The 26,768-nt window shown below is 69.3% G+C and carries 20 protein-coding genes; 10 read left to right on the top strand and 10 right to left on the bottom strand.

Annotated elements, in window-relative coordinates; genetic code table 11:
• Positions 1-7: 7 nt before the first annotated feature.
• On the bottom strand, positions 8-1,225 hold the full coding sequence (locus ACLBYA_RS00755; RefSeq protein ID WP_447707446.1) for a hypothetical protein: 1,218 nt from the start codon (positions 1,223-1,225) through the stop codon (positions 8-10).
• 83 nt (positions 1,226-1,308) lie between these two features.
• Here ACLBYA_RS00755 and ACLBYA_RS00750 point away from each other — a divergent pair, with 83 nt between their 5' ends.
• The 4 genes from ACLBYA_RS00750 to ACLBYA_RS00735 all read left to right on the top strand — a co-directional run bounded on the left by ACLBYA_RS00750 (position 1,309) and on the right by ACLBYA_RS00735 (position 8,322).
• Positions 1,309-2,076 (top strand): carbon-nitrogen hydrolase family protein, encoded by a 768-nt coding sequence (locus ACLBYA_RS00750; protein WP_447707445.1) that lies wholly within the window; start codon positions 1,309-1,311, stop codon positions 2,074-2,076.
• Between the two features lie 96 nt (positions 2,077-2,172).
• Positions 2,173-4,779: an ABC transporter ATP-binding protein/permease gene (locus tag ACLBYA_RS00745; protein WP_447707444.1), complete on the top strand. Its 2,607-nt coding sequence runs from the start codon at positions 2,173-2,175 to the stop codon at positions 4,777-4,779.
• Entirely contained in the window at positions 4,776-6,512 is a 1,737-nt protein-coding gene (locus ACLBYA_RS00740; RefSeq protein ID WP_447707443.1) for an ABC transporter ATP-binding protein, read from the top strand. The genes ACLBYA_RS00745 and ACLBYA_RS00740 overlap by 4 nt, the downstream gene beginning before the upstream one ends.
• A gap of 52 nt (positions 6,513-6,564) precedes the next feature.
• On the top strand, positions 6,565-8,322 hold the full coding sequence (locus ACLBYA_RS00735) for a metallophosphoesterase family protein (RefSeq protein WP_447707442.1): 1,758 nt from the start codon (positions 6,565-6,567) through the stop codon (positions 8,320-8,322).
• 4 nt (positions 8,323-8,326) lie between these two features.
• On the opposite strand, the gene ACLBYA_RS00730 is transcribed toward ACLBYA_RS00735, so the two are convergent.
• Positions 8,327-9,004, bottom strand: a complete 678-nt coding sequence (locus ACLBYA_RS00730) for a histidine phosphatase family protein (protein WP_447707441.1) — start codon at positions 9,002-9,004, stop codon at positions 8,327-8,329.
• Positions 9,005-9,206: 202 nt separating this feature from the next.
• Between ACLBYA_RS00730 and ACLBYA_RS00725 the strand changes: the two genes are divergently transcribed.
• Positions 9,207-10,634: an aldehyde dehydrogenase family protein gene (locus tag ACLBYA_RS00725; RefSeq protein ID WP_447707440.1), complete on the top strand. Its 1,428-nt coding sequence runs from the start codon at positions 9,207-9,209 to the stop codon at positions 10,632-10,634.
• 4 nt (positions 10,635-10,638) lie between these two features.
• Here the strand turns inward: ACLBYA_RS00725 and ACLBYA_RS00720 are convergent, their stop codons facing one another.
• From ACLBYA_RS00720 to ACLBYA_RS00705, 4 genes are all read right to left on the bottom strand, one after another.
• Entirely contained in the window at positions 10,639-12,975 is a 2,337-nt protein-coding gene (locus tag ACLBYA_RS00720) for an arylsulfatase (protein ID WP_447707439.1), read from the bottom strand.
• A 20-nt stretch (positions 12,976-12,995) separates the two neighbouring features.
• Positions 12,996-14,360 carry an FAD-binding oxidoreductase gene (locus tag ACLBYA_RS00715; protein ID WP_447707438.1) on the bottom strand — a complete coding sequence of 455 codons (1,365 nt, stop codon included), beginning with the start codon at positions 14,358-14,360 and terminating at the stop codon, positions 12,996-12,998.
• A 10-nt stretch (positions 14,361-14,370) separates the two neighbouring features.
• A complete protein-coding gene (locus ACLBYA_RS00710; RefSeq protein ID WP_447707437.1) occupies positions 14,371-16,908 on the bottom strand; it encodes a LuxR C-terminal-related transcriptional regulator in 2,538 nt (845 codons plus the stop codon).
• Positions 16,909-17,033: 125 nt separating this feature from the next.
• The gene (locus tag ACLBYA_RS00705) at positions 17,034-18,269 is read right to left on the bottom strand and encodes an MFS transporter (RefSeq protein WP_447707436.1); all 1,236 of its coding nucleotides are present in this window, start codon (positions 18,267-18,269) and stop codon (positions 17,034-17,036) included.
• 76 nt (positions 18,270-18,345) lie between these two features.
• On the opposite strand from ACLBYA_RS00705, the gene ACLBYA_RS00700 reads away from it, so the two are divergent.
• Together ACLBYA_RS00700 and ACLBYA_RS00695 are read left to right on the top strand one after the other, a co-directional pair.
• Positions 18,346-19,167 (top strand): uracil-DNA glycosylase, encoded by an 822-nt coding sequence (locus ACLBYA_RS00700; RefSeq protein WP_447707435.1) that lies wholly within the window; start codon positions 18,346-18,348, stop codon positions 19,165-19,167.
• Positions 19,168-19,245: 78 nt separating this feature from the next.
• Positions 19,246-20,298, top strand: coding sequence for an LLM class flavin-dependent oxidoreductase (locus ACLBYA_RS00695; protein ID WP_447707434.1), 1,053 nt, complete (start codon positions 19,246-19,248; stop codon positions 20,296-20,298).
• On the opposite strand, the gene ACLBYA_RS00690 is transcribed toward ACLBYA_RS00695, so the two are convergent.
• Both ACLBYA_RS00690 and ACLBYA_RS00685 read right to left on the bottom strand, forming a co-directional pair.
• Complete coding sequence (locus ACLBYA_RS00690; RefSeq protein WP_447707433.1) at positions 20,295-20,744, bottom strand: nitroreductase family deazaflavin-dependent oxidoreductase; 450 nt, start codon at positions 20,742-20,744, stop codon at positions 20,295-20,297. The two genes, ACLBYA_RS00695 and ACLBYA_RS00690, sit on opposite strands and share 4 nt — an antisense overlap.
• 3 nt (positions 20,745-20,747) lie before the next feature.
• The gene (locus tag ACLBYA_RS00685; RefSeq protein ID WP_447707432.1) at positions 20,748-21,185 is read right to left on the bottom strand and encodes an HIT family protein; all 438 of its coding nucleotides are present in this window, start codon (positions 21,183-21,185) and stop codon (positions 20,748-20,750) included.
• Between the two features lie 42 nt (positions 21,186-21,227).
• On the opposite strand from ACLBYA_RS00685, the gene ACLBYA_RS00680 reads away from it, so the two are divergent.
• Entirely contained in the window at positions 21,228-22,601 is a 1,374-nt protein-coding gene (locus ACLBYA_RS00680) for an amidase (RefSeq protein WP_447707431.1), read from the top strand.
• A gap of 10 nt (positions 22,602-22,611) precedes the next feature.
• The gene (locus ACLBYA_RS00675; protein WP_447707430.1) at positions 22,612-22,875 is read left to right on the top strand and encodes a ribosomal protein L7/L12; all 264 of its coding nucleotides are present in this window, start codon (positions 22,612-22,614) and stop codon (positions 22,873-22,875) included.
• On the opposite strand, the gene ACLBYA_RS00670 is transcribed toward ACLBYA_RS00675, so the two are convergent.
• Entirely contained in the window at positions 22,872-23,360 is a 489-nt protein-coding gene (locus tag ACLBYA_RS00670) for a DNA-deoxyinosine glycosylase (RefSeq protein ID WP_447707429.1), read from the bottom strand. The genes ACLBYA_RS00675 and ACLBYA_RS00670 overlap by 4 nt on opposite strands.
• Positions 23,361-23,398: 38 nt before the next feature.
• On the opposite strand from ACLBYA_RS00670, the gene ACLBYA_RS00665 reads away from it, so the two are divergent.
• Positions 23,399-24,517: an adenylate cyclase regulatory domain-containing protein gene (locus ACLBYA_RS00665; RefSeq protein WP_447707428.1), complete on the top strand. Its 1,119-nt coding sequence runs from the start codon at positions 23,399-23,401 to the stop codon at positions 24,515-24,517.
• Here the strand turns inward: ACLBYA_RS00665 and ACLBYA_RS00660 are convergent.
• Positions 24,514-26,721: a heavy metal translocating P-type ATPase gene (locus ACLBYA_RS00660; RefSeq protein WP_447707427.1), complete on the bottom strand. Its 2,208-nt coding sequence runs from the start codon at positions 26,719-26,721 to the stop codon at positions 24,514-24,516. The genes ACLBYA_RS00665 and ACLBYA_RS00660 overlap by 4 nt on opposite strands.
• Between the last annotated feature and the right edge of the window lie 47 nt (positions 26,722-26,768).

The following is a 26,768-nucleotide window of genomic DNA, read 5'->3' as shown; positions in this document are numbered from 1 at the left end:
TTGAATGTCAATAGGTGCGGGATCGTGATGTGACGCTCTCAGTGTGGTCGCTCCGAGTCGGACATTGCAGCGACACCGCCGTTGCCGGGAACGCCGGACAGGTCCGCGCGGGTGAGGACGCCGACGTCAGCCCCGAGGCCACCTCGCCCGGCAGGCTGACCAGCATCTCCCGCCGGGGTGGCCCACCGATCCCGGTCAGCACCAGCACGACGGCGAACCCGTCATGGTCACCCGTGGTCGTCGTCGCGGTGTTGTACGCGTTGTCCAGCGGCACCATGCCGCCGAATGTGGCCTGCCCGCTGTTCACCAGCGCCGTGGCCAGCGAGTCCCGGGCCCGGTTCGACGACACGTAGACGTGCCCGGGCAGCCACCCGGTGAAGCCCACCTTCTCGGTGCTGAACGCCGCGCTCCACACAAAGCCCGTATCGGTCTGGACCGGATCGGGCCCGAAGATGCGGCCGTGATCGTTGGGGCGCAGGAAGAAGTCGTTGGAGTAGCTCAGCAGCAGCCCCTTGGGGCGCTGGCCGTAGGTCACGTCGTCGATGCGGCCCCGGAACCCGAAGCTGTGCAACGGCTGGGCCGGGAACCCGGACCGGAACATCGCCTTGTTCAGTCGATCGGCGGCCTGGGCTGTCGAGGTGGAGTTCGGGTCGACGATGATGACGTTGACGGCCTCGAACAGTGTCCGGCCCTGGTATTTCTTGCCGCCCCAGTTCGCGATCCGGTCGCCCCACGTCAGCATCCACTTGCCGATATCACCGTACGGCGTGCTCGCCGCGTCGGTGGGGGACGGGACCGTCGGCGCGACAGCGGGTTCGGGTTCCGGCTGGACCGTGACGACGGCTGCGGGAGCCTCGGGGCGGGTCGCGGTCAGGGGTGCGGTGCGCGCGGTGCGTGGCGCCGACCGGCGGACCGCGGCGGGCTCGGACTCCTCGGACTCGTCGGACTCTCGCGATTCGGCTGCGGTGGTGTGGCGCCGCGACCCGGGCTTGGGAGCGTCCTCGTCGTCACCGGCCGTGGACCGCGCGACGGTGGGCGTGTCCGGTGTCGACGTGTCGGGCCGCGATTCCGTCGATGACGCGCTCGTCGACGGCGCACCCGCGGCCTCGTCGGCGTGGGCGACCCCGGCCCCGCCGGCGATGGCGGCGCCGATGCCGAGCGCCACCAACAGCACCCCGATGCGCCACCGCGCGTGCTCCGAATTCCTCCGCCGATCCGGTGCCATATTTGCCTCCCCAGCAAAGCCCAGCGATGCGCAGCCTAGTCAGCTACAGCCGTATCTGCGCGCGGATCGGAGACAATGTTCAAATGGCCGACACTCGCTCCACACTTCGCGTCGCACTCGCGCAACTCGACGTCGCGTCGCGGGATATCGAGCAGAACAGCGCACGGCTGGCCGCACTGATCTCCGAGCACGCCGACGCCGATCTGGTGGTGGTCCCGGAACTGGCCCTGACCGGCTATCAGACCGATGACCTCGACGACCTCGCCCGCCCGGCGGAACAGGCCTTCGCGGAGATCGCCGCGAGCTGCGCCCGGGCCGGTACGGCCTTCGTCGGCGGATACGTCGAGCCCGTCAGATTCAATTCGATGGTGGTCATCGACAGCTCCGGCGCGATCGTGGCCAACTACCGCAAGACCCACCTGTTCGCCGACGAGGCCGGCGCCTTCACCGCCGGCGACGAGCTGTTGGTGGCAAAGGTCGGCGGACTGAAGGCCGGCCTGATGATCTGCTTCGATATCGAGTTCCCCGAGGTGGCCCGCACCCTGGCCGACGCCGGGGCCGAGATCCTGATCGCCATTGCGGCCAACATGGACCCGCTGTACAACGACCACCTGATCGCCAGCCAGGCCCGCGCCCTGGAGAACCGGCTGCCGCTGATCTACGTCAACCGCAGCGGTGACGAGGACCCGCACCGGTTCAACGGCGGCAGCCGGGCCATCGACGCCGACGGCCGGGTGCTGGCCGAGGCCGGCCGCGAGGACACGGTGATCACCGTGGACCTGCCGCTGCACAGCGCGCTGGGCGAATCGGTGCAGTACCTGAGCCTGCGCAGGCCCGAACTGTACGGCTGAGCACCCGGGGTGCCGAGGTGCACCCGGATGCGGCGGCAAGTAAGGCTAGCCTTGCTCCGAACAGGCGCGCAGTATCGCGCCGGGGAGGAGAGCGCTGTGGCACGCGGATTCCAGGGCGTGATGATGCGCGGATTCGGCGCACGCGATCACGAGGTCACCGTGCTGGGCACCGAATGGCTGGCGCCGCACTGCCTACGCATCCGGATGGTGTCGCCGACGGTGTTCGAGGACTCCGCCGCCGAGCCGACCTCCTGGCTGCGGTTCTGGTTCCCCGATCCCGACGGCACCGACACCGAGTTCCAGCGTGCCTACACGATCTCGGAGTCCGATCCGGCCACCGGCCACTTCTCCATCGACGTCGTGCTGCACGAACCGGCCGGGCCGGCCTCGACCTGGGCGGCCGGTGTCGCGCCCGGCGCCACCATCGCCGCGATGGTGATGGGATCCAAGGGCTTCTCGGTCGCCGAGGATCCGGTCGACCGGCCCGCGGGTTACCTGCTGATCGGCGACACGGCCTCCCAGCCCGCCATCAACGGCATCATCGGTGCGGTCCCGCACGATATTCCGATCGAGCTGTATCTGGAACAGCACCACGACGACGATCTGCTGATCCCGCTCGCCGAACACCCGCGGCTGCGTGTCCATCGGGTTTCCCGCGAGGACGCCGAGGCACTCGCCGCGGCCATCGAATCCCGGGACTGGTCCAACTGGTACGCCTGGGCCGGCCCGGAGGCCGGCGCCCTCAAGGCACTGCGTACCCGGTTGCGCGACGAGTTCGGATTTCCCAAGCAGGAAATTCACGCCCAGGCCTACTGGACCGAGGGCCGGGCGATGGGCAGCAAGCGCGGCGACGAGCAGCCAGCGACGTCCAGGACCACCCCGACGCAGGCACCCAAGCGCGTCGCGGCGCAGGCCACTGCGGCGGCGCCTGCCGGAGGCACCTGGAAGGCGCAAGCCGCCGGTCGACTGCTCGCACCGCTGAAGTCCAAGCTGATCATCTCCGGTGTGCTGCAGGCGCTGATCACCCTGATCGAACTAGCCCCGTTTGTGCTGCTGGTGGAACTGGCCCGGCTGCTGCTCACCGGCGCCGACGCGGACCGGTTGTGGGACTTGGGCATTGCCGCGGTCGTGTTGTTGGGTACCGGCACCGTGCTGACCGCGGCGCTGGCGCTGTGGCTGCACCGCGTCGACGCCCAATTCGCCCGTGAGCTGCGTGGCCAACTGTTGACCAAGCTGTCCCGGCTGCCGCTGGGTTGGTTCACCGCCCGCGGATCGGGCTCGGTCAAACAGTTGGTGCAGGATGACACGTTGTCGTTGCACTACCTGATCACCCATGCCATTCCCGATGCGGTGGCCGCTGTCATCGCGCCGGTCGCCGTGCTGGTCTACCTGTTCGTCGTGGACTGGCGCATCGCATTGGTGCTGTTCGGTCCGGTGCTGGTCTACCTGGTGCTGATGTCGGTCATGACGATCCAGTCCGGCAACAAGATCGTGCAGGCTCCCAAATGGGCCGAACGGATGAGCGGCGAGGCCGGCGCCTACCTGGAGGGCCAGCCGGTGGTCCGGATCTTCGGTGGCGCCGCGTCTTCCAGCTTCCGCAACCGCCTCGACGACTACATCGGCTTCCTCGTCGACTGGCAGCGGCCGTTCATCGGCAAGAAAACATTGATGGACCTGGTGACCCGGCCCACCACCTTCCTCTGGCTGATCATGGCCGTCGGCACCCCGCTGGTGGTCAGCGGTCGTCTGGACCCGGTCAACCTGCTGCCATTCTTGTTGCTGGGCACGACCTTCGGCGCCCGGCTGCTGGGCATCGGGTATGGGCTGGCCGGGATCCAGGGCGGCATGCTGGCCGCCCGACGGGTGCAGAGCGTGCTCGACGAAACCGAACTCACCGTCCGCGATGACGCACCGGTGACCGCACAGCCCGCCGGCACCACCGGCGCGAGCGCCGGGCAGACGGTGGTCTTCGACCGGGTCACCTTCGGCTACCGGCCCGAGGTGCCCGTCATCAAGGACCTCACCCTGACCCTGAAACCCGGCACGGTCACCGCATTGGTCGGCCCGTCCGGATCCGGGAAGTCCACACTGGCCGCGCTGTTGGCGCGTTTCCACGATGTGCAGCAGGGCACCATCAGCATCGGCGGCGACGATATCCGCACCCTGGCGGCCGACGAGCTGTACCGGCGGATCGGCTTCGTGCTGCAGGAGACCCAGCTGGTGCACGGCACCGCCGCCGAGAACATCGCCCTGGCGGTACCAGATGCCGACCCGGACCGGGTCACCGCGGCCGCCCGGGACGCCCAGATCCACGATCGGATCGAACGGATGCCGGAGGGTTATGACACCGTGCTCGGAGCCGGATCGGGACTCTCCGGCGGTGAGCGCCAGCGCCTCACCATCGCCCGGGCCATCCTGGCCGATACCCCGGTGCTGATCCTGGACGAGGCCACCGCCTTCGCCGATCCGGAATCGGAATACCTTGTCCAGCAGGCGCTCAACCGATTGACCAGGGACCGCACCGTGCTCGTCATCGCGCACCGGTTGCACACCATCACTCATGCCGATCAGATCGTGGTGCTCGACGACGGCGCGGTCGCCGAATCCGGAACCCATGACGAGCTGCTCGCCGCCGGGGGACGCTACAAATCGCTGTGGGATTCCGGTCGTGCCGTGCCCGTGGGACAGGAGGCCACCCGATGATCCGTACCCTGCTGGCCCTTATCCCAGGCGACCGACGGTCCAAGGTGGGGCTGTACACGGTGCTGACGGTCCTGTCGGTGCTGCTGCGTGCGGTCGGCGTGGTGCTGCTGGTGCCACTGGTGGCCGCGCTGTTCAGCCCGACGCCGGCCGACGCGTGGGTCTGGCTGGGCTGGTTGACCGCGCTGACCGTGGCCGGGTGGATCGTCGACACCGCCACCGCCAAGCTGGGTTTCGACATCGGCTTCGCGGTGCTCGACAGCACCCAGCACGATATGGCCGACCGGCTGCCGGATATCAAGCTGGACTGGTTCTCGCACGACAACACCGCCGCCACCCGCCAGGCCATCGCCGCGACCGGGCCCGAACTGGTCGGGCTCGTGGTCAACCTGTTGACCCCGCTGATCGGTGCCGTGCTGCTGCCGGCCGCGATCGCGGTGGCGCTGCTGGCGATCTCGGTACCGCTGGGCCTGGCGGCGCTGATCGGTGTCGTGGTGCTGCTCGGCGCGCTGTGGCTGGCCGGACGGTTGACCCGGACCGCCGACCGGGTGGCGTCGGCTGCGAACACCGCCTTCACCGAACGCATCATCGAGTTCGCCCGCACCCAGCAGGCCTTGCGGGCCGCCCGCCGCGTCGAGCCGGCCCGCAGCCTGGTCGGCTCTGCGCTGGAGGCACAGCACGGCGCCAGTCTGAAGTTGCTCACCATGCAGGTGCCCGGCCAGCTGCTGTTCAGTCTGGCCTCGCAACTGGCATTGATCGTGTTCGCCACGGCGACAACGCTGCTCACCGTGCGCGGCGACCTGTCGGTCCCCGAGGCCATCGCGCTCATCGTCGTCATCGCCCGCTATCTCGAACCGTTCACGATCCTCAGCGAACTGTCCGGGGCGCTGGAGTCCACCCGCGCGACCCTCGGCCGGATCCAGCAGGTGCTCGACGCGCCGGCGCAGTCGGGCGGGACCGGTGTCCGCGCCGGTGACACCGCACCGCGTATTGAATTCGAGGGCGTCACCTTCGGTTACGGCGGCGCACCCGTGCTCGACGATGTCAGCTTCGCCCTGGAACCGGGGAGCACGACGGCCATCGTGGGCCCCTCCGGATCCGGTAAGAGCACCATCCTGGCGCTGATCGCCGGTCTGCACGGTCCGGACACCGGCCGGGTGCGCTTCGACGGTGTCGACCTGGCCGACCTGGATCCGGTGGCGCGCCGCGCCGCGGTCAGTGTGGTGTTCCAGCACCCGTACCTGTTCGACGGTTCGCTGCGCGACAACATCCTGGTCGGTGATCCGGCGGCCGATGCGCAAACCCTGGCGGCGGCAACCAGACTGGCGCGGGTCGACGAGCTGTCGGCGCGGCTGCCCGACGGCGAGCAGACCTCGGTGGGGGAGGCCGGGTCGGCGTTGTCCGGCGGCGAGCGGCAGCGGGTCAGCATCGCCCGGGCACTGGTCAAGCCGGCGCCGGTGCTGCTCGTCGACGAGGCCACCAGCGCGTTGGACACCGAGAACGAGGCGGCCGTTGTCGATGCGCTGACCGCCGATGTCCGCCCCCGCACCCGGGTGATCGTGGCGCACCGGCTGGCCAGCATCCGCCGCGCCGACCGGGTGCTGTTTGTCGATGCCGGTCGCATCGTCGAGGACGGCACCATCGACGAACTGCTCGCCACCGGCGGTCGTTTCGCCCAGTTCTGGGCGCAGCAGCGCTCCGCCTCGGACTGGCAGATCGTCGCGCAGAACTCCTGACAAACCCGTCCCGTCCACCGGCTGTTCACCCCGGTGGCCCACGCTGGGATGCGTGAACCTGCGGACCTGCGTGATACTCGGGTGTGTGGCGATCTGTGCGGTGACGGGGGTGGCACCGGTGCAGGCACAGAAAACGGCTGTCCTGCTGACCGATCCGTTCCTGCAGCGCCCCGCTCCGGAGGTCACCGAGGTCGCCTGGTTCACCGAATTCGGCGGTGATGCGCACCATGTCCTGGTGGGGCCCGGGGTCGGTGCGCTGTCCGACAGGCAGATCCGGCAGGCACTCGACGCCGGGGCACCCGATGTCGAGGTGTACACCGCGTCGACGACGAAGCTGTCCCAGGTCGGCGAGGACGCCGATTCACGACTGCCGGCCGACCGCAAACCGGTGACCGGCATCGCCGACCGGGATGTGTTCCGGCACAGCGCGAGGATCGCGGTGCCCGCCGGTGCGCGGCTGCCCTACCGGGTGGTCAGCGTGCACGGTGACACCGCGGCGGTATCGGGAACGCACAGTGCCCGTGGGCCGCTGGTGGCGGGCGAGCCCGCGGTGATCATGCTGACCTCAGATCACCAGCTGATGGTCAACACCCCGGCCAACCTGGAGTGGGCCGAGCGCACCATCGCCGCCGAACTCGGGCCCATCGACGCGGTGTTCATGCCCGGTGATCTGGTCAACGTCCCCGACCGTGCCTCGGAATGGTTCGACGATCAACGCGGCTCGGCGTTCTTCCCGGCGATGCAGGGTCGCGGCGGCCGTGAGGCCACCGACGGCACCGTGTACCGCGGTGCGGCGATCCTGCAGAATGCGCCGCTGTACCCGGCCGTCGGCAACCACGAGGTACAGGGCCGCCGCGCCGGGCACAGTTCGCTGGACGACTCCTTCGGCAATCCGGTGCCCCGGGCGGTGGCCGAAGCGGCCTACCGCGGCGGGGCAGCGGGCAAAGTGCAATGGGTGCACGATAATTCGTGGTCGACGACCACTTTCGAGGAGATCTTCACGCTGCCCTGCGGGCAACGGTATTACGCCACCACGGTGGGCGACATCCGGCTGGTGACCCTGTTCGCCACCCGCATCTGGCGCGCCGATAGTGTCGACGCCGCCGGCAGCACGCGCTACCGGGAGGCGACGAGCAACCTGAGCGACCCGCTGGCGCAGGGGTACGGCGAGTTCGTCTTCGAGGATCTGAGAGTCGGCTCGGCGCAATATCGTTGGCTGAAGGCAGAACTGGACTCGCCGGAGTTCCGGGCGGCCCGCTACACCGTGGTGATGCTGCACGAGGGGCCGAACAGCCTCGGCGAGAACGCCATGCCGCCGTTCGCCCATCCCCAGCGCATCGAGGAACACGATGACGCCGGCCGACTGACCGGTATCCGCTACGAGTACCCGGCAGAACAGAACATCCTGGTCCGCGACGTGGCGCCGCTGTTCGAGGACGCCGGCGTAGATCTGGTGTACAACGGCCACAGCCACCTGTGGAACCGGTTCGTCTCACCCGGCGGCGTCAACTATCTGGAGGCGTCCAACACCGGCAACAGCTATGGCGCTTTCCTGCCGATCTCGGGGGCACAACGCACCGTTCCACCGTCACCGTGGAATGCGAAGAACTATCTGGCCCAGGGTAATCCGGGTGGCCTCATGCCGGTGCTGCCGACCCGTGCGCCACGGCGCGGCGAACCATACATCGGCAACAACGATCTGATCGTGTTCCAGGCGCTGCACACCGGCACCGGAACGGTCACCAGTTGGTACGTCGACATGACCGATACCGCGGCCGGCGCGATCCGGTTCGACGAGTTCGCGCTGTGACCGCTCAGCGGAAGGTCATCAGGTCCGCGCCGCCCTCGAGATGACCGTGTTCGTTGATCGACACCACCGACGCGCCGCGGCCACCGACGATCAGTTTGGTGATCGATGCGTTGATCATCGTGCGGGACAGCCGGATCCAGCCGGCGCCGTCGAGACCCAACTGCGCGGCGAGCACCTGACAGATGGTGCCCGCCGACGACGCGACCACCACGGTGCGCCCGCTACCGGAGTCGGAGCGCACCGCCTCGAACGCCGCGGCGCAGCGATCCCGGTACTGTCCGTAGGTTTCTCCGCCGGGAACCGGCGCTCCGGCCACCCAGTCGACCAACGCCGCGTCGATCTCGCGCTGTAGATCCTTACCGACCCCGGTGGCAGCCCGTTCACCTCCGCCCAGGATGGCGTCCATATCGTATTCGTCCCAGCCCGGGTCGCAGCGGACGCCGGTAGGCCCGGTGTCGACGTCCAGGGCGGGCAGGATCAACTCCAACGTCTCACGTTGCCGGGCGAGCGCACCCGAGACCGCCGCGGTGACCGTGCCGGTGCGTTCGGCCAGCCACACGCCGGTGCTCTTGGCCTGTGCCCGACCCTTCTCGGTCAGGCCGCCGGTACCGGCCTCCCGGGACGCCATGCCGTACGCCGCCGGATTGGCCTGCCCGTGCCGGACCAGATAGACGACACCCATGGCATGAGTCTAGGGCGGTGACTGGATGCGGATGTTTGCGACCTCGGCCGGAGGCCGCCGGACAGCCCGCCCGGCGGCGGCGCTCTACGAGGCCAAACGGCCCGCGGCCGCGCCGTCGGAGCGCGACTTGAACGCGACATCTGCGCGCACATCCTGTCCCGAACCGGCCCCGCGTGCCGCGCCGACAAGGAAGGCTGTCCCCATGCGTGAATACCTCCGGTTCTATATCGACGGTCAGTGGGTCGATCCCGTCGGCTCGGCGACCCTCGAGGTCGACAATCCGCGTACCGAAGAGGTCTCGGGCCGTATCGCGCTCGGCTCGGCGGCCGATGTGGACAAGGCCGTCACCACGGCACGTCGCGCGTTCGCGGACTGGTCACAGACCAGTCGGGAGGAGCGGCTGGCGGTGCTGGGTGCGATCCTCGCCGAGTACCAGAGCCGGCTGCCCGACCTCGCCGACGCGGTCGCCGAGGAGATGGGTGCCCCTCCCGGACTATCCGGCGGACTGCAGGTCAATCTGGGCCTCGGTCATCTCGCGTCGGCCATCGAGGCGCTCACCGGGTTCGAGTTCGAAACCGACCGCGGCAGCACCCGGGTGATCAAGGAGCCCATCGGTGTCTGCGGACTGATCACCCCGTGGAACTGGCCGCTCAACCAGATCGCGGCCAAGGTTTATCCGGCGCTGGCGGCCGGCTGCACCATGGTGCTCAAACCCTCCGAGGTGGCGCCGTACTCGGGGCAGATCTTCGCCGAGATCGTGGACGCCGCAGGCGTTCCCGCGGGTGTGTTCAATCTTGTGCACGGCGACGGACCCGGCGTCGGTGCGGCTCTGTCCAGCCACCCCGATATCGACATGGTGTCCTTCACCGGATCGACCCGCGCAGGTATCGAGGTCGCGCGCAACGCAGCACCGACGGTGAAACGCGTCAGTCAGGAACTCGGCGGCAAGAGCCCCAACATCGTGCTCGACGACGACTCGTTCGCGACCGGTGTCGGTGCCGGGGTGTCGGCGATGATGCTCAACAGCGGGCAGAGTTGTAATGCGCCGTCGCGCATGCTGGTCCCGAATTCTCGGATGGACGAGGCGATCGCCATTGCCCGCGAGGTCGGCGCATCCGTCGTCGTCGGGGATCTGGCCGACGACAAGGCCATCGGTCCGGTCGCCTCGAAGGTGCAGTTCGACAAGATCCAGGGCCTGATCTCTCAGGGCATCGACGCCGGGGCCGAACTCGTGGTCGGCGGGTTGGGCCGCCCTGACGGTCTGAGCACCGGCTACTACGTGAAGCCGACGGTGTTCGCCCGGGTCTCCAACGATATGACCATCGCCCGCGAGGAGATCTTCGGACCGGTGCTGTGCATCCTGGGCTACGACGATCTCGACGAGGCGATCGCGATCGCCAACGACACCGAGTACGGGCTGGCCGGCTATGTCTGGGCCGCCGATATCGAGGCTGCCCGGGCGGTGGCCCGGCGCATCCGGGCGGGCTCTGTCGCGATCAATCATGCCTTCGATATCAACGCCCCGTTCGGCGGGTACAAATCGAGCGGAAATGGGCGCGAGCGGGGCGATTTCGGCTTCCACGAGTATCTCGAGGTGAAGGCTGCCGTCGGTTACACGCCGGCTCCCTAGCCCCTCAGTCCGCCGCGAAGACGGTCTCGGTGGGCGGTCCCGCGCTGTGGTCCGCATCGTGGAAGTCGAGGACGATCTCGTCGAAGCTGCCGCCGCGGAACGGGAACGGCGAGCTGTACTGCGCCGATACCGAATAGGCGACACTGCGCCCCGCGCAGATCCTTTGCAGGATGTCCATCCCGGCCATCCGGAGGCCCTCCGCAGTTCCGACAACATGGTCGTCCACCGTCATGGTGACATCGCCGATCACGTCCGGCGTGCCGTCCACGCTGCCGGTACGGGTGAACGTGACCGCGAGAACGTGCGTGCCGGCCGGGATCGGCGCAGCGGAGACGACGGTCTGCTCGGTTCCCGCGTGGTTGCACACGTAGGTCGGCCGGGAGTCGGCGACGAACAGCGCCTGGCCACCATGACGCGATCCCTGAGAGAACAGGACGCCCTCGGCATCGTCGGACACGGCCACCGCGGTGTGCAACGTGAAGGAACGCCCCCGGACGAGGCCGCGGAATGCGGTGTGCCCGGCCGGAGCGCCCGGCAGCAGGATCGCCTGCCGAGGTGGTTCGCCGATCTCCGCGAGCGCGCGGCCGATGATCTCCCCGACGCTCAGGTCGCTGAGCGGGTAGGCGTGGTGGGCGACTGCCTGCTCGTGCCACAACGCCTGCAGCTCGGCCAGTTTCGCGGGGTGTTCGGCGGCGAGGTCGTGGCACTGGCTGCGGTCGGCGGCGATGTGGAACAGTTCCCAACGGTCGCGGTCGAACGCCGACCAGCCGCGCGGACCGGCCGCCGTGGGCGGGTGCACGGTGTTGGCGAACCAGCCGTCATGCCAGAGGCCGCGGGTGCCCAACATCGAGTAGAACTGCGTGCTTTTGCCGGTTTCGGCCGACGGATCATGCAGTGCGGCCGCAAAACTGGTGCCCTCCAGCGGTGTCTGGGCGATACCGCCGACGGTGTCGACCGCACCGATGCCCAACAGGTCATAGAGCGTGGGCGTGACATCGCTGACATGGGTGTACCGATCGGATGTCAGCCCGCGGGCCGCCAGTCCGGCCGGCCAGGAGATCACACACGGGTCAGCGATGCCCCCCTCGTGCGAGGCATAACGCTTGTAGAGCTTGTAGGGCGTGTTGAAGGCCATCGCCCAGCCATTGGAGTAGTTCATCTGCGTTGCCGGGCCACCGAATTCGGGTAACCGCCGCACCCGCTCCGCGGTGGTGTCGGTACCGCCGAACATCGGCACCGACTCGGCCAGTGTGCCGTCCGGTCCGCCCTCGCCGCTGGCTCCGTTGTCCGACATGATGACCACGATCGTATTGTCCAGTGCCCCGGTGGTTTCCAGATGATCCAGGATGCGCCCGATCTGCGCATCGGTGTAGCTCAGGAACCCGGCGAACACCTCGGCCATCCGGCATGACACGCGCTTCTCGTCGTCGGTGAGCGAGTCCCACGGGGTGACGTTCTCACCGGCCGGCCACTCGATACCGTCCGGGCTGTGGGCATCGGCGTACGGATTCATCGGGGACAGGCCAGTTTCCGGTGGGAGCAGGCCGAGCCGGTGCTGGTTGGCCAACACGATCTCGCGGTAGCGTTCATAGCCCATGTCGAACGTGCCGCGGTACCGGTCGGCCCAGGTACTGTCCACCTGATGGGGTGAGTGCCCGGCACCGGGGCACAGGTACATGAACCAGGGTTTGTCGGGTGCACCGGCGCGGTGGTCGCGCAGGAACTCGATGGCGTTGTCGGCGAGGTCCTTGGACAGGTGGTAGCCCTCTTCCGGCGTGGCCGGCGGATCGATCGGCTGATTGTCGCGGACCAGGCTGGGATACCACTGGTCGGTCATCCCGTCGAGGAATCCGTAGAAGCGGTCGAAGCCCCGGCGCAGTGGCCAGTACCGACGCGACCCTGCGGCATGGCAGTCCTCGATCGGGGCCAGGTGCCATTTCCCGACGGCATAGGTGGACCAGCCGCGTTCGCTCAACACCTCCGAGATCATCGCCGATTCCGGCGGGATGCGGCCGTGATGTCCCGGGTACCCGTCGGCCATGTTGAGCACCGAGGCCACCCCGACGCTCGTCGGGTTACGCCCGGTCAACAGCGCGGCGCGGGTGGGCGAACACAGCGCGGTGGTGTGGAACTGGCTCAACCGGATCCCGCGCTCGGCAATCCGGGTGATGTTCGGCATCTCGACCAGGCCGCCGAAACAATCCCAGGTGGCGATGCCGATATCGTCGAACAGCAGATAGAGCACATTGGGTGCGCCCGCCGGCGCCGTCGCGGTGCGGTACGGCCCCCAGTCCGGGGTGGAGTCCCTGATGTCGGCCTCGACCGCGCCTTGGAAGTGCACAGGCTCCACGATGCTCCCGTCTAGATTCCGGCCCCCGGATTCAGTATGCCTGCCGGGTCCAGCGCCGCCTTGATCCGACGGTTCAGGTCCATGGCTTCAGGCCCCAGATATCCTGCCAACCAAGGTTTCTTGAGCCGTCCCACACCGTGCTCGCCGGTGATGGTGCCACCCAGCGACACCGCCAGGTCCATGATCTCGCCGAAGGCGACCTCGGCCCGTCGCGCCATACCGGCGTCGGCGGGATCGAACACGATGAGCGGGTGGGTGTTGCCGTCACCGGCATGGGCGATCACCGAGATCAGTAGGTCGTGCTGGGCGGCGATCTTCTCGATCCCGGCGACCAGGTGCGAGAGCGCGGGTAGCGGAACCCCGACATCCTCCAAGAGCAGCGAGCCCTTGGCCTCCACCGCGGGGATGGCGTAGCGGCGGGCCACCACGAAGGCCTCGCCCTCGGCCGGATCCGATGTCGAGAACACCTCCGTCGCACCGGCTTCGGAGAACACCCGGGCCATGAACTCGGCATCCTCGGCGCCGGCCGGGCCACGGTCGTCGGAGGCGGCCACCATCATCGCGGCCGCGCTGCGGTCCAGGCCCATCTTCAGTTTGTCCTCGACGGCGTTGATCGCCGCGGCGTCCATGAACTCCAGCATCGACGGCCGGATACGTGCGGTCACCGCAACAACAGCTTCAGTGGCAGCTTCCACCGAGTCGAAGGTCGCCACCACGGTGCACGGGGTGTGCTGGGGCGGCAGCAGTCGCAACGTGACCTCGGTGATGATGCCGAGCGTGCCCTCACTGCCGACGAACAGCTTGGTCAGGCTCAGTCCGGCAACATCTTTCAGGCGCGGACCGCCGAGGCGCACCGCGGTGCCGTCGGCCAGCACCACTTCCAGGCCCAGCACATAGTCGGTGGTGACTCCGTATTTGACGCAGCACAGACCGCCGGCGTTGGTGGCGATGTTGCCGCCGATGCTGCAGATCTCGAACGAGGACGGGTCCGGCGGGTACCACAGGCCGTGTTCGGCGACGACCTTCTTCACCTCGGCGTTGAGTAGGCCGGGTTGGGCCACCGCGGTGCGGGTCGCGGTGTCGACGCTGATATCGCGCATCCGCTCGGTGGACAGCACCACGCTGCCGTCCTGGGCGGTCGCCCCGCCGGACAGACCGGTGCCCGCCCCGCGCGGGATGACGGCGACACCGTGCTGCGCCGCCCACCGCACGATGGTCTGTACCTCGGCCGTGCCGCGGGGCCGCAGCACCGCCAGTGCGGTCCCGGCATCCGGGTCGGCGGCGCGGTCCTGCCGGTAGGAGGCGACGATATCGGGATCGGTGACGACGGTGCCCTCGGGCAATGCGGCGATCAGGCCGTCCAACGCGGAACTCACGGGCGCAAGTCTAGGGGCGGCGTCGACGGAACAGTTCGGCCAGTTCGGCCCGGGTGGTGGTTCCGGTCTTGGCCATCGCCCGCAGGATATGGCCCTCCACGGTGCGCACCGACAGCGTCAACCGATCGGCGATCACCCGGTTGCTCGGCATCGGGGTCATCGAGGCGAGCACGGCCACCACCTCACGTTCCCGGGCGGTCAGCGGAATCCGCTCGCTGGCCTGTTCCTGGGCGGGTGTGCTGACCCCGCATTCGGCGGCCAGCGTGTCGGCCCGGCCCGAGCATGTCAACGCCGAGCCCTTACGGTCCGCGTTGCGGTGCACGATGGCCGCGTGCGCGGCGGCATCGACGGCGGCCACCCGGTCGCCCATCTGCTCGAATTCCTCGGACACCGAGGTCAGTTCGTCGGTGTCCCCGGCATGCAGTGCGGCGGCGAACCGGGCCGCCAACGGCGCCCGCGGGCCCTCCACCAAGGTGGCCAGTTCGCCGAGCCGGTCGCCCTGGGTGCGGTCGCCGAACTGTGTCGCGGTCTGCCGCAGCAGCACCTCGGCGGCGAACTGGTTCTTCCCGGCGGCGGCGTCGGCCGCCGCCCACAGGATCCCGATCGCTTCGTGCAGGGCACCCTGGCTCGCCGATACCCACGCCCTGCCCAGGCTGCGCTCGTAGTCCAGTTGGCGGAAGCTACGTGGCAGCGTGTCGAGTCGGTCGAGGATTTCGGCGGCCTCGTTGCCCGATCCGCGCATCGCCAGCGCGGTCGCCCGGGCGATGTTGTAGCGGAAGCCCCAGCCCGTCGCGTGCCCGGCCAGGACGACGGACACCTGATCGAAAAGTGCGGTGGACGAGGTGATCTGGCCGCAGGCCAGGGCGGCGCGCGCCGCGATCGCGGGCCCCAGTGAATGCGCGACGCCGGGCAGGTCGGTGGCCTCGGCCTGAGCGCGCACGGCAGCTCGCTCGGCATCGGCGAGCAGGCCGGACAGGATGAACGCCGTCAACGCCGAATCGGCCAGGTTGAACCGGATGTGCGGGGTGTCGACGGCGTGTGTGGAAGTCCGCAGCCCGGCGCTGACCAGGTTCAGCGCCGCGCCGGTGCGCCCGGCATCGGCGGCGATGGTGGCCAGCGCCCACGCGGTCTCCGCGGCGACGACTTCGGGAAGTGATTCCAGATCAACCGATTCCGCGACAGATTCGGCCTTCGCGGGCTGGTCCATCGCCCACCAGTACACGGTGCGGAACGCGTCGAGCAGGTGGGTGCCGTGGATGTCCAAGTCCGCGGACACCGAGTCGATATGCGCCTTGGCTTCGGTCGGCCGCTGCAGCGCCCACAGGAGATTCGAGGCGCGCAGATGCGCGAACCGGGCCCGTTCGGCATCGGGCAGTCCCGCGTCATCGGTACCGGCGAGTACATCCTCGGCCTGCTGGCCGCGGAACAGCCAGGACAGGGCATGGGCCCGCAGGTAGGCGGCCTCGGGCCCGGCGCCGGCGTGTTCGGCGGCGGTCGCCAACCGTTCGGCCAGCGTCAGGTCGGCCAGCCGGATGGCGCCGCGGGCGGCGGTCACCAGCATCTCCGGGTCCGGGGCGAGGTCGGAATCGACGCTCAGCGTCGCGCGCCGCACCGTCAGCCGCATATCGTCGCCGTCGCCGGTGGCGAGTTCGGTCGCGATGCGCCCGCGCAACCGGCGCAGGCTGGCCACCGGGGTCCGGGTCCGGCGTAGCTCGCCGTACAGCGGATGCGAGATGCGCGCCTCCACACCACCGGCGGTGTCACCCAAGACGACCAGCTCGCGGACGTTGGCCTCTTCCACCGCGTCGACCGAGGTGATCCGTTGCAGGACGGACAGTTCCAGCGGTTCGGCAACCGCGAGCGCGTCGATCACCTCGCCGACGGCCGGCGCCAGGTCCCGGAAGCGGGATTCGATCAACTCGACCAGATTGGTCGGCAGCACCGGCTGGCCCACCCACTGCCAGCGACCGTCGCGCATCTCGAGACGACCGTCGGAGAGCTCCTGCTCGACGATATTGCGCAGGTACAGCGCATTGCCCCGGGTCAGATCCCAGAGTCGTTGCGCGGCATCGGGATCCACCGGCCCGTCGAGCGCCGCGCTGAGCAGTTCGGCGCTCTCGGTCTGGCGCAGCGGGCGCAGCTCCAGGCGGTCGAACGGGTGGTCCTTCCAGATCTCGCGGACCGGGTCCGGCACGGGCTCACCGTCACGCACCGTCAGCACCACCCGGCCGGCACCGCGCTGCACGATCTGGTGCAGCACGAACGCGGACAGATCGTCGAGCAGTTGCGCGTCGTCGACACCGATGAGTGCGGGCGCACCGTTGGGTGTGGCGGTCACCGCGTCGATCACGCCCCGGACCAGCTGCAGACGGTCCCCGTCGGGGTCGGGCGCCCACGCAGCGAACGCACCCAGCGGCAGTTCCCGGGCGGCGGTGGTGCCGACGATCCACTGCGGACGGGCACCGTGCAGCGCCTCGCGCACGACACGGCTCTTACCTACCCCGGCCGGGCCGGACACCACGATGCCGCGCAGGTCCGGTGCCGTCACCGCATGCCGAATGATCTGTGTTTCTGCCGTTCTCCCGACCAGTGGCCACCTAAACCGCACGCGCACAGCGTAGGAGCCCAACCGGCGCTGTGCAGGACAAACGCATGGTTTCGGCGCGGGGTGGACTACCGACCGGGTCCCGGGTCGCGGTCCAGCTCGCGCAACGAGGGCAGCCCGATGGCCACCAGACCCATAAGCAGCATCGGCACCGACAGCGCCAGGAAGGTGATGTGCAGACCCGCGGTATCGGCCAGTGGGCCGGCCAACAGCAGGCCCAGCGGACCCGCGGCGTAGGCCAACGACCCCATCACCCCGACCACCCGGCCACGCAGATGGGCCGGTGCCCGGGTCTGCATGACGTAGTTGTAGATCGGCTGGATCGGTCCGTAGACGAAGCCGACGACGGCCGAGAGCGCCAGAATCAGCGGCAGCGGCGGCAGGAACGCGATGATCGTCATCGCCACCCCCAGGGTGATGACGGCGATCAGCATGGTGGTGCGCCGCTTGACGTATCTCGAGAGCACCGCGTAGCTCAGCGCGCCGATCAACCCGCCCACCGACAGCGCCATCAGCACCCAGCCCAGCTGGGCCGGCTCGTTGCGGTCGGTGAAGTACTTGGGGAACAGCACGGCCTCCATCGGCACGTAGAGGCCGGTGACGGTCAGATCGATCAGGGCCAGCGTCCGCAGCACCTTCAGGTTCCATACGAACGACAGGCCCTCCACCACACCGGCCCACACCCGGTCGGGCAGTTCGGTGCGGTCCGGCTTGCCGGCACCCTCCAGACGCAGCACCGAGATCGCCACGATCGAGCAGCCGAACAGGGCCGCGGTGACCCACATGGTCTCGATACCGCCGATGGTGGCGATCAGCATGCCGCCGATACCGGGCCCGACGATGTAGGCGAGGTTGAACACCGCCTCGTAGACGCTGTTGGCGTGATCCAGGGTCCAGCGGGCCCGTTTGGCGGCCTCGGGCAGCATCGTCTCGCGCGCGGTCATCCCGGCCGGGTCGAACGCCGCACCGAGGGCGGCCAGCGCGGCCAGCACGGCGACGTTGACGGCATCCGCGCCGAACGCCAGCGCGATCACCGGGACCGCCGCGACCGACAGCCCCGACAGCAGATCGGAGATCATCGACACCCGGCGCCGGCCGATGTAGTCGACCGCCGCCCCGGCGATCACCGTCGAGGCCAGCAGTGGCAGCGTGCCCGCCATCGCCACCAGGGAGGCCTCGAACGCCGAACCGTTGCGCTGCAGCACCAGCCAGGGGAACGCGACCATCGAGATGCCGTTGCCGGCACCGGCCGTCAGCGCGGCGAACAGGATCAGGAACGCCGGGCCACGGCTACGGGTGCTCATCAGATATCGCGGCGAATCTAGCGCGGAATCGACCGCCGGGCGATCGATTTTCGCGCGGGCGTTGCAGGATGGCATCATGCCTGACCGCCATCCCCGGAACCGGCGGCCGTTCGTCTCGCCGGTGCCGCCGGGCACGGGCTGGCCCGGCGATCCGGCCACCCCGACCACGCCGGTGGCACATGACACCGCCGAGGTGGTGGCGCTGGCAGCCGCCGCGCAGACCCTTGCGGCCCTCGATGCCGCGGTGAGTGTGTGCCGGGCCTGCCCGCGGCTGGTCGACTGGCGTGAGGACGTCGCCGTCACCAAGCGCCGGGCCTATGCCGACGAGCCCTACTGGGGGCGTCCGGTCCCGGGCTGGGGTGCGCGTCGCCCGCGGGTGCTGATCGTCGGGTTGGCGCCTGCGGCGCACGGCGCCAACCGCACCGGCCGGGTGTTCACCGGTGACCGGTCCGGTGACCAGCTGTTCGCGGCGCTGCACCGGGCCGGTCTGGTCAACGCGGGCGTCAGCGTCGACGCCGCCGACGGGTTGCGCAGCAGCACGGTCCGCATCGTGGCACCGGTGCGCTGCGCGCCGCCGGCCAACAAACCGACCCCGGCCGAACGGGAGACCTGTGCGCCGTGGTTGGCCGCGGAATGGCAGCTGGTGGCCCGGCATGTCCGGGTGGTGGTGGCACTGGGCACCTTCGCCTGGCAGGTGGCGCTCGGGTTACTGGCCGACGAGCTGACCGGGCAGCCCAAACCGGTGTTCGAGCACGGCGCCGCGGTGCGGTTGGCTTCGGGCGCGGTGCTACTGGGCTGCTATCACCCGAGCCAGCAGAACATGTTCACCGGCCGGCTGACCCCGGCGATGCTCGACGACGTGTGCACCACCGCCGCGGAACTTGCGCACATCGAGTAACGCGCTCCGTTACTGGATGTGCACAAATCGCCGGGGCGGGCGGGAACGAAACGGGTGACCGGTGGCGTTGTGTGTTCAATGCGTCTTTCTGTCCTCGACCTGGTCCCTGTCCGCACCGATCAGAGCACCGCGGACGCGGTGGCGGCTACGGTGCGGGTCGCTCAGACCGCCGACCGGTTGGGATACACCCGGTACTGGGTGGCCGAACACCACAACATGCCCGCCGTCGCGGCGACCAGCCCGCCCGTGCTGCTGGCCTATCTGGCCAACCAGACCGCGCGCATCAGGCTGGGCTCGGGTGGGGTGATGCTGCCCAACCACGCGCCGCTGGCCGTCGCCGAACAGTTCGCACTGCTGGAGGCCGTGGCCCCGGGCCGCGTCGACCTCGGGATCGGCCGCGCCCCGGGTTCGGACCCGGTGACCTCGATGGCGCTGCGCGGCTCGCGCGCCCACAACGACGAGGACATCGAACGCTTCCCCGAATACCTCGACCACGTGGCGGCGCTGATGAGCGCCCAGGGCGCCCGGGTCGAGCTGTCCCGCGGCATGCTCGCCCAGCAGGACTACACCTTGAAGGCCACCCCGGCCGCCATCGGTGAGTGCACCCTGTGGCTGCTGGGCTCGTCGATGTATTCGGCGCACCTGGCCGCGGCCAAGGGGCTGCCGTATGTCTTTGCCAACCATTTCTCCGGGCAGGGCACCGCAGAGGCGTTGGCCACCTACCGCGCCGAGTTCCGGCCCAGTCCGTTACTGGCCCGGCCGGTGACCTTCCTGACCGTGAATGCGTCGGTCGCCGACAGCGGCGACGAGGCGCACCGGCTGCTGCTGCCCAACCTGCAGATGATGGCGCGGCTGCGCACCGGCCGCCCGCTGGGCCCGCTCGACCTGGTCGAGGACGCCGAGGCCGCCGATCTGTCCCCGCAGGAGCAGCTGATCGTCGACTCGGGCCGGGCCCGCACCATCGTCGGAGACCCAGGGCAGGCAGCCGACCAGATCCGCGCCATGGCAGCCGAATTCGATGTCGACGAGGTGATGGTCAACCCCGTCGGCTCGGCGCTGCGCGGCACCGATGCCGTGACGGCACCGGCCCGCGAACGCACCCTGGAGTTGTTGGCGAAGGAACTGCTCTAAGGGCTCAGCACCACGACCGGGATCGGGCGCGACGTGCGCTTCTGGTAGCCGATGTAGCGGTCCTTGTTCCCGAGCATATTGTTGGCGATCTTCCACAGCCGGTCGAAGTCGGGATCGTCGGGGAACACCGCCCGGGCGGTCACCGGAATGCGTTTGGGGCCGACGTTGATCTCGACGGCCGGGTTGGCCTTCAGGTTGTGATACCAGCCGGGTGCGGTGGGCTCACCGCCCTTGGACGCGACCACCAGGTAGTCGGCGCCGTCGCGGGCGTAGGTCAGCGAATTCGCCCGCGCCAGACCGGTCTTGGCGCCGACGGTGTGCAGGATCAGCGCCGGCGGACCGAACGGGATGGTGCGTCCGATCTTGCCGTCGGTGGCCTTGTAGAGCTTGTCGTGCAGCATCAGGAGGGGGAGACCGATATAGCGCTCCCAGGCAGGCATACCCATGGGTCAATCGTGGCTGGCGTCATCTGATTGCGCCAGTGCCGCGCGCAGCAGTCTGCCGGATTCCTCGCGATCGGGGTCGCGGCGCACCAACATGCCCTTGGCGAACGACAGCTTGTCGCCACTGCGGCGCGGCACGACGTGCAGGTGGATGTGGAACACGCTCTGGAACGCCGCCTTGCCGTCGTTGATCGCGATGTTGTTGCCGTCGGCATGCAGCCCGGACACCCGGGCGGCCTGGGCGATCCGCTGACCCAGCGCGGACATCGCCGCGACCGTGTCGGCCGGGGTGTCGGTCAGATCCACCGTGTGCTGTTTCGGGATCACCAGGGTGTGGCCGCGGGTGAACGGCCGGATATCGAGGATCGCGAGCAGGTCGGCATCCTCGTGGATGCGGATGGCGGGGGCCTCGCCGGCCACGATGGCGCAGAACACGCAGGACATGTCGCCACCGTAACCCGGCCGTTGCGGCTACGGTGGCCGGTCATGACCGATATCGCGTTCGCCGGCGCCGCCGCACAGGCCAGGGCGTTGGCTGCCGGGCAGGTGACCGCGCCCGAGCTGGTCGAGATGTACCTGGACCGGATCACCCGGATCGATCCCGAATTACGTACCTACCGAATCGTTCTCGCCGATGCGGCGCGTGCGCAGGCCGTCGCGGCGCAGGCCCGCATCGATGCCGGGGAACGCGCACCGCTGCTGGGTGTGCCCGTCGCGATCAAGGATGACACCGATATCGCCGGCGAGCTGACCTGTTTCGGCAGCAGCGCGCACGGCCCGTCCGCGACCGTCGATGCCGAGGTGGTGCGCCGGTTGCGGGCGGCCGGTGCGGTGTTTCTCGGCAAGACCGCGGTGCCCGAGCTGATGATCTGGCCCTTCACCGAGACGCTGACCTTCGGGTCCACCCGCAACCCGTGGAATCCGGAGTACGCCCCGGGCGGCAGCAGTGGCGGCAGCGGTGCCGCGGTCGCCGCCGGGTTGGCGGCGCTCGCGCTGGGTTCCGACGGGATGGGCTCGATCCGGATCCCGGCGGCCTGGGGCGGGTTGTTCGGCATCAAACCGCAAAAAGACCGGGTGCCGATGGCGCCACACGACGGGGCCTGGTGCGGCCTGGTTGCCTACGGGCCCATCGCGCGGACCGTCGAGGATGCCGCCCTGTTCCTCGACGCCACCACCGAGGGTGCGGATTTCACGGGCGCGGCGGCCCGCGAACCCGGCCGGTTGCGGATCGCGGTCAGCACCAAGATCCCGCCGCTGCTCACCGCCCGCGTCGGTGCCGCGCAGCGCGCCGCTGTCGAAGGTGCGGCCGCACTACTGCGCGAACTGGGCCATCAGGTGGTGCGTCGCGACCCCGACTACCCGGCGGGTGCGGTCTACGGCCATGCCCTGCCGCGGTATTTCCGTGGCGTCTACGACGACGTCCGCGCACTGCCACACCCCGACCGCCTCGACGCCCGCACCCGGGCGTTCGCCCGGATCGGTGGACTGATCAGCGAGCGCCGACTGGCCGCGATCCGGGCCGCCGAGCCGGCGCTGTCGGCCCGGGCGCTGGCCATCTTCGACGATGTCGACGTGGTGCTGACCCCGGGAACCGCCACCGGCCCGTCCCGGGTGGGTGCCTATCAGCGTCGTGGCGCCGTCTCGACACTGGCGATGGTGGCCGCACGGGTGCCGTTCCAGGCGATGTGCAATGTGACCGGGCAGCCGGCCGCGACCGTGCCCTGGGATCTCGACACCGACGGCATCCCCACCTCGATCCAGCTGATGGGGCGCCCCTTCGACGAGTCGACCCTGTTGTCGCTGGCGGCTCAGATCGAGACTGCCCGGCCGTGGGCACACCGGCGCCCCCGGGTGTCCTAGATTGGCGGGTATGGGACTGTTCGGCGGCTCCGAGGGTGACCTGCAGCGTCGGGTCGACGAACTCGAACGACGGGTGGCTGCCCTGGAGCGGGCACTGGGGGCCGGGCCGCCGCCGGGTGAGATCACCATGTCCTCGGGCACCGAGGGGCAGGTCAGTGAGATGGTGCGGCGACTCGCGCTCGGCGGCAACAAGATAGCGGCGGTCAAACTGCTGCGCGACGAGTCCGGGCTGTCACTGCGCGAGGCCAAGAACATCGTCGACCGACTGGCCTAACCGAGCGCCGCCCGCCAGGCGGCCAGTTTCGTGCCGTACGCGATGGTGTGCGCCGGGCTGGTCGACGGCAGCGTCACGGTGGGCACATCGGGTGCATCGTGGACCAGTTTGTGATGGTTGCGGGCCGCCGCACCGCCGTTGAATGCGATGAGTTCGATACTCCGATTGTCCTGTAGGAGCGCACCGATGGCATTGGGCACCATGCTGTCCGGTTCCACCGCCGCATCCAGGCTGCCGATGCGGCGGCACTCACGCAGCACGTCCCAGACCGCGACTCGCTCGGCGACCAGCGCCGCCGTGCGCTGCTCGTACGGCGCGTCGGCGTCGACATCGAACAGGTCCGCGCAGATCCGCCAGAAGCTGTTACGCGGGTTGCCGTAGTACTGCCGGGTCGCCAGCGAGATCACGCTCGGCATGTTGCCGAGCACCAACACCCGGGGTGCAGGGCCGATGATCGGCGCCAAGCCGTGCAGCAATTCGCTCACCGCCCAAATGATGCCCGCAGCCGGTATAGGTTGGCACGGTGGGTAACGACTTCGATGTGGAGGCGTCCGGCCTGCTCGACGGCCTGACGGGCAGGGCCCGCACCGATCGGGCCGAACTGATCCCGTGGCTGTTGGACCAGGGCGTGACGGTCGAGCAGATCCGGGACGCCGACGCACCGGTGCTGTTGGCGTCGCGGCGCATGCTCGGTGACGACGGTGATTTCGTGTCCGCACGCGATATCTGTGACAGCACCGGTATCGACCTGGCGTTGTTGCAACGCATCCAGCGTGCGCTCGGCGTGCCGCGGGTGGACGACCCGGCCGAGGCCGCGCATCTTCGGGTGGACGGCGAGATCGCCCGGTACGCAAAGCGGTTCGCCGATATGGGCATCGACGAGGACAACATCGTGCTGGTCGTCCGGGCGTTGGCCGACGGGCTGTCCAAGACCGCCGAGGCCATGCGCTTCACCTCCATGTCGGCGGTGATGGCGCCTGGGGTCAGTGAACTCGATGTCGCGGTCGCCTCCGAAGCATTGCTGCGCCAGGTGAATCCGCTACTCGGGCCGATGATCGAGGACATGTTGCGCCTGGAGTTGCGGCGCACCATGGAGACCGACGCGGTGACCGCGGGGGAGCGGGCCGAGGGCCGGCCGCTGCCGGGTGCGCGGGAGGTGACCATCGCATTCGCGGATCTGGTCGGCTTCACCAAACTGGGCGAGGCGGTACCGCCGGAGGAGTTGGAGGGACTGGCGAACCGACTCGTCGAGGCCACCCACGAGGTGGTGGCGTCACCGGTGCGGTTCATCAAATCGATCGGCGACGCCGTCATGCTGGTCAGCCCGGAACCCGTCGCGCTGCTGACATCGATGCTGGCGTTGTTGGAGGCCGCCGGTGCCGATGACGAGTTTCCGCGGCTGCGGGTGGGTTTGGCCTCCGGGATGGCGGTCAACCGAGGCGGTGACTGGTTCGGCAGCCCGGTCAACCTGGCCAGCCGGGTCACCGGTGCCGCGCGCTCGGGCGCGGTGCTGGTCACCGAACCCGTGCGCGACGCGATCGGCGAGGACGCCGGTATCGAATGGTCGTTCGCGGGCGCCAAGCGGCTCAAGGGCATCAAAGATGACGTGAAGGTGTTCCGGGCGCGCTACGTGCAGACCTAGGCCGCCCGAAAACGGCGCAGCCGTAGGCTGTTGGTCACCACGAAAACCGAACTGAAAGCCATCGCCGCACCGGCGATCAACGGGTTCAGCAGCCCGGCGGCCGCCAGCGGCAGGGCCGCCACGTTATAGGCGAACGCCCAGAAAAGGTTGCCCTTGATGGTGCGTAAGGTGGCGCGCGACAACCGGATCGCATCGACGGCGGCCCGCAGATCCCCGCGCACCAGCGTCAGATCCGAGGCCTCGATGGCGACATCGGTACCGGTGCCCATGGCCAGCCCCAGGTCGGCCTGCGCCAGTGCCGGTGCGTCGTTGACCCCGTCGCCCACCATGGCGACGACCTTGCCGTCGGCCTGCAGCGCCTGGATGACGAACACCTTGCCCGCGGGGAGTACCTCGGCGACCACGGTCTCGATACCGAGTTGAGCGGCAACCGACTCGGCGGCGCGCTTGTTGTCGCCGGTCAGCAGCACCGGGGTCAGTCCCAGCTCGCGGAAGCCGGAAATGGCTTGGGCGGCAGTGTCCTTGATGGTGTCGGCCACGACGATGACGGCACGGATCCGGCCATCGGCAGCAAACCAGATCGGGGTGTGCCCCTGGGTGGCGGCCGCATCCGCGAGTGCCACCAGGTCCGGTGGGGTGTCCAGCGACCAGTCCTGGCGCAGCCAGCCGGCCCGGCCCGCCGCGACGGCGTGCCCGTCGACCACTCCGGTGACACCGAGCCCACCGTGATTCTCGAAGCCGTCCACCGCCGGGAGCGGGCCGCGCTGGGCAGCGTATTCGGCGATGGCGCGCGCGATCGGATGCTCCGATCCGTGTTCCAGCGCACCGACCAGCGCGACGATCTCGTCGACCGACTCGCCGTCGGGGACGTGCACGTCGACCACCGACATCCGGCCGGTGGTCACCGTGCCGGTCTTGTCCAGCACGACGGTGTCGACGCGGCGGGTGGACTCCAGCACCTGCGGGCCCTTGATCAGGATGCCCAGCTGCGCACCCCGGCCGGTCCCCACCAGCAGTGCGGTCGGGGTGGCCAGGCCCAGGGCGCACGGGCAGGCGATGATCAGTACCGCGACCGCGGCGGTGAAAGCCGCGGCGGGCGAACCACCGGACAGCAACCAGCCGAACAGCGTCAGCACCGACAGCACCAGCACGGTCGGCACGAACACCGCCGACACCCGATCCGCCAGCCGCTGCACCTCGGCCTTGCCGTTCTGCGCGTCGCTGACCATCTGGGCCATCTGGGCCAGCTGGGTGTCGGCGCCGATATGGGTGGCACGGACCTCGAGGCGTCCGCTCACGTTGACGGTGGCGCCGACGACGGTGTCACCCGTGGTGACCTCGACCGGCACCGGTTCGCCGGTGAGCATCGACGCGTCCACCGCGGAGGCGCCCGCGGTCACCACACCGTCGGTGGCGATCTTCTCGCCGGGGCGCACCACGAAGATGTCGCCGACGGCGAGTTGGCTTATCGGAAGTCTGGTTTCGTGTCCGTCACGCAGGACGGCGACATCCTTGGCGCCCATCTGCAACAGCGCCCGCAGCGCGGCCCCGGACTGCCGTTTGGCCCGCGCCTCGAAATACCGCCCGGCGAGCAGGAAGGTGGTGACTGCGGCGGCCACCTCCAGGTAGATGTGCGGGTCGTCGCTGCGCGAGATGAACTCGAACGGCATCTTCATCCCGGGCATCCCGGCGTGGGTGAAGAACAGCGCCCACAGCGACCACAGGTACGCCGCGATGACGCCCACCGAGATCAGGGTGTCCATGGTCGCGGCGCCGTGGCGCAGGTTGGTCCACGCGGCGCGGTGGAACGGCCAGGCGCCCCACACCACCACCGGCGAGGCGAGCGTCAGCGTCAACCACTGCCAGTTGTCGAACTGCAGTACCGGGATCATCGACAGGGCGACCACCGGCAACGTCAGCGCGGTCGAGATCAGCAGGCGCTGTCGCCAGGGGGCGGACTCGTCGGGCTCGGTGGTCTCCTCGGCCGCTGCTTCGGGGGTGGGCAGCGTGGCGCTGTACCCGGTGGCCTCGACGGCGGCCACCAGCTCCGCGGGTGTGACGGTGTCCGGGAAGTCGACCTTCGCCTGTTCGGTGGCGAAGTTCACGCTCGCTTCGACACCCTCGATCCGATTGAGCCGCTTCTCGATCCGAGCGGCACACGACGCACAGGTCATACCGCCGACGTCGAGGGTGACCGTGCTCATGGCTTGCCTCTTGATCGCTCCGGTCCTCGCTCGTGCCTCGCTGCGAT

It is taken from the genome of Mycobacterium sp. C31M, from assembly GCF_053345865.1.
Note: the sequence above shows the minus strand (reverse complement) of the source record. Positions and strands in the feature narration are given on the sequence as shown.

What these genes read in the sequence shown, in the direction of transcription:
- ACLBYA_RS00755 (WP_447707446.1), bottom strand. Translation starts at nt 1,225, where the DNA reads ATGGCACCGGATCGGCGGAGGAATTCGGAGCACGCGCGGTGGCGCATC.
- ACLBYA_RS00750 (WP_447707445.1), top strand. Translation starts at nt 1,309, where the DNA reads ATGGCCGACACTCGCTCCACACTTCGCGTCGCACTCGCGCAACTCGAC.
- ACLBYA_RS00740 (WP_447707443.1), top strand. Translation starts at nt 4,776, where the DNA reads ATGATCCGTACCCTGCTGGCCCTTATCCCAGGCGACCGACGGTCCAAG.
- ACLBYA_RS00730 (WP_447707441.1), bottom strand. Translation starts at nt 9,004, where the DNA reads ATGGGTGTCGTCTATCTGGTCCGGCACGGGCAGGCCAATCCGGCGGCG.
- ACLBYA_RS00725 (WP_447707440.1), top strand. Translation starts at nt 9,207, where the DNA reads ATGCGTGAATACCTCCGGTTCTATATCGACGGTCAGTGGGTCGATCCC.
- ACLBYA_RS00705 (WP_447707436.1), bottom strand. Translation starts at nt 18,269, where the DNA reads ATGAGCACCCGTAGCCGTGGCCCGGCGTTCCTGATCCTGTTCGCCGCG.
- ACLBYA_RS00700 (WP_447707435.1), top strand. Translation starts at nt 18,346, where the DNA reads ATGCCTGACCGCCATCCCCGGAACCGGCGGCCGTTCGTCTCGCCGGTG.
- ACLBYA_RS00695 (WP_447707434.1), top strand. Translation starts at nt 19,246, where the DNA reads ATGCGTCTTTCTGTCCTCGACCTGGTCCCTGTCCGCACCGATCAGAGC.
- ACLBYA_RS00690 (WP_447707433.1), bottom strand. Translation starts at nt 20,744, where the DNA reads ATGGGTATGCCTGCCTGGGAGCGCTATATCGGTCTCCCCCTCCTGATG.
- ACLBYA_RS00685 (WP_447707432.1), bottom strand. Translation starts at nt 21,185, where the DNA reads ATGTCCTGCGTGTTCTGCGCCATCGTGGCCGGCGAGGCCCCCGCCATC.
- ACLBYA_RS00680 (WP_447707431.1), top strand. Translation starts at nt 21,228, where the DNA reads ATGACCGATATCGCGTTCGCCGGCGCCGCCGCACAGGCCAGGGCGTTG.
- ACLBYA_RS00675 (WP_447707430.1), top strand. Translation starts at nt 22,612, where the DNA reads ATGGGACTGTTCGGCGGCTCCGAGGGTGACCTGCAGCGTCGGGTCGAC.
- ACLBYA_RS00660 (WP_447707427.1), bottom strand. Translation starts at nt 26,721, where the DNA reads ATGAGCACGGTCACCCTCGACGTCGGCGGTATGACCTGTGCGTCGTGT.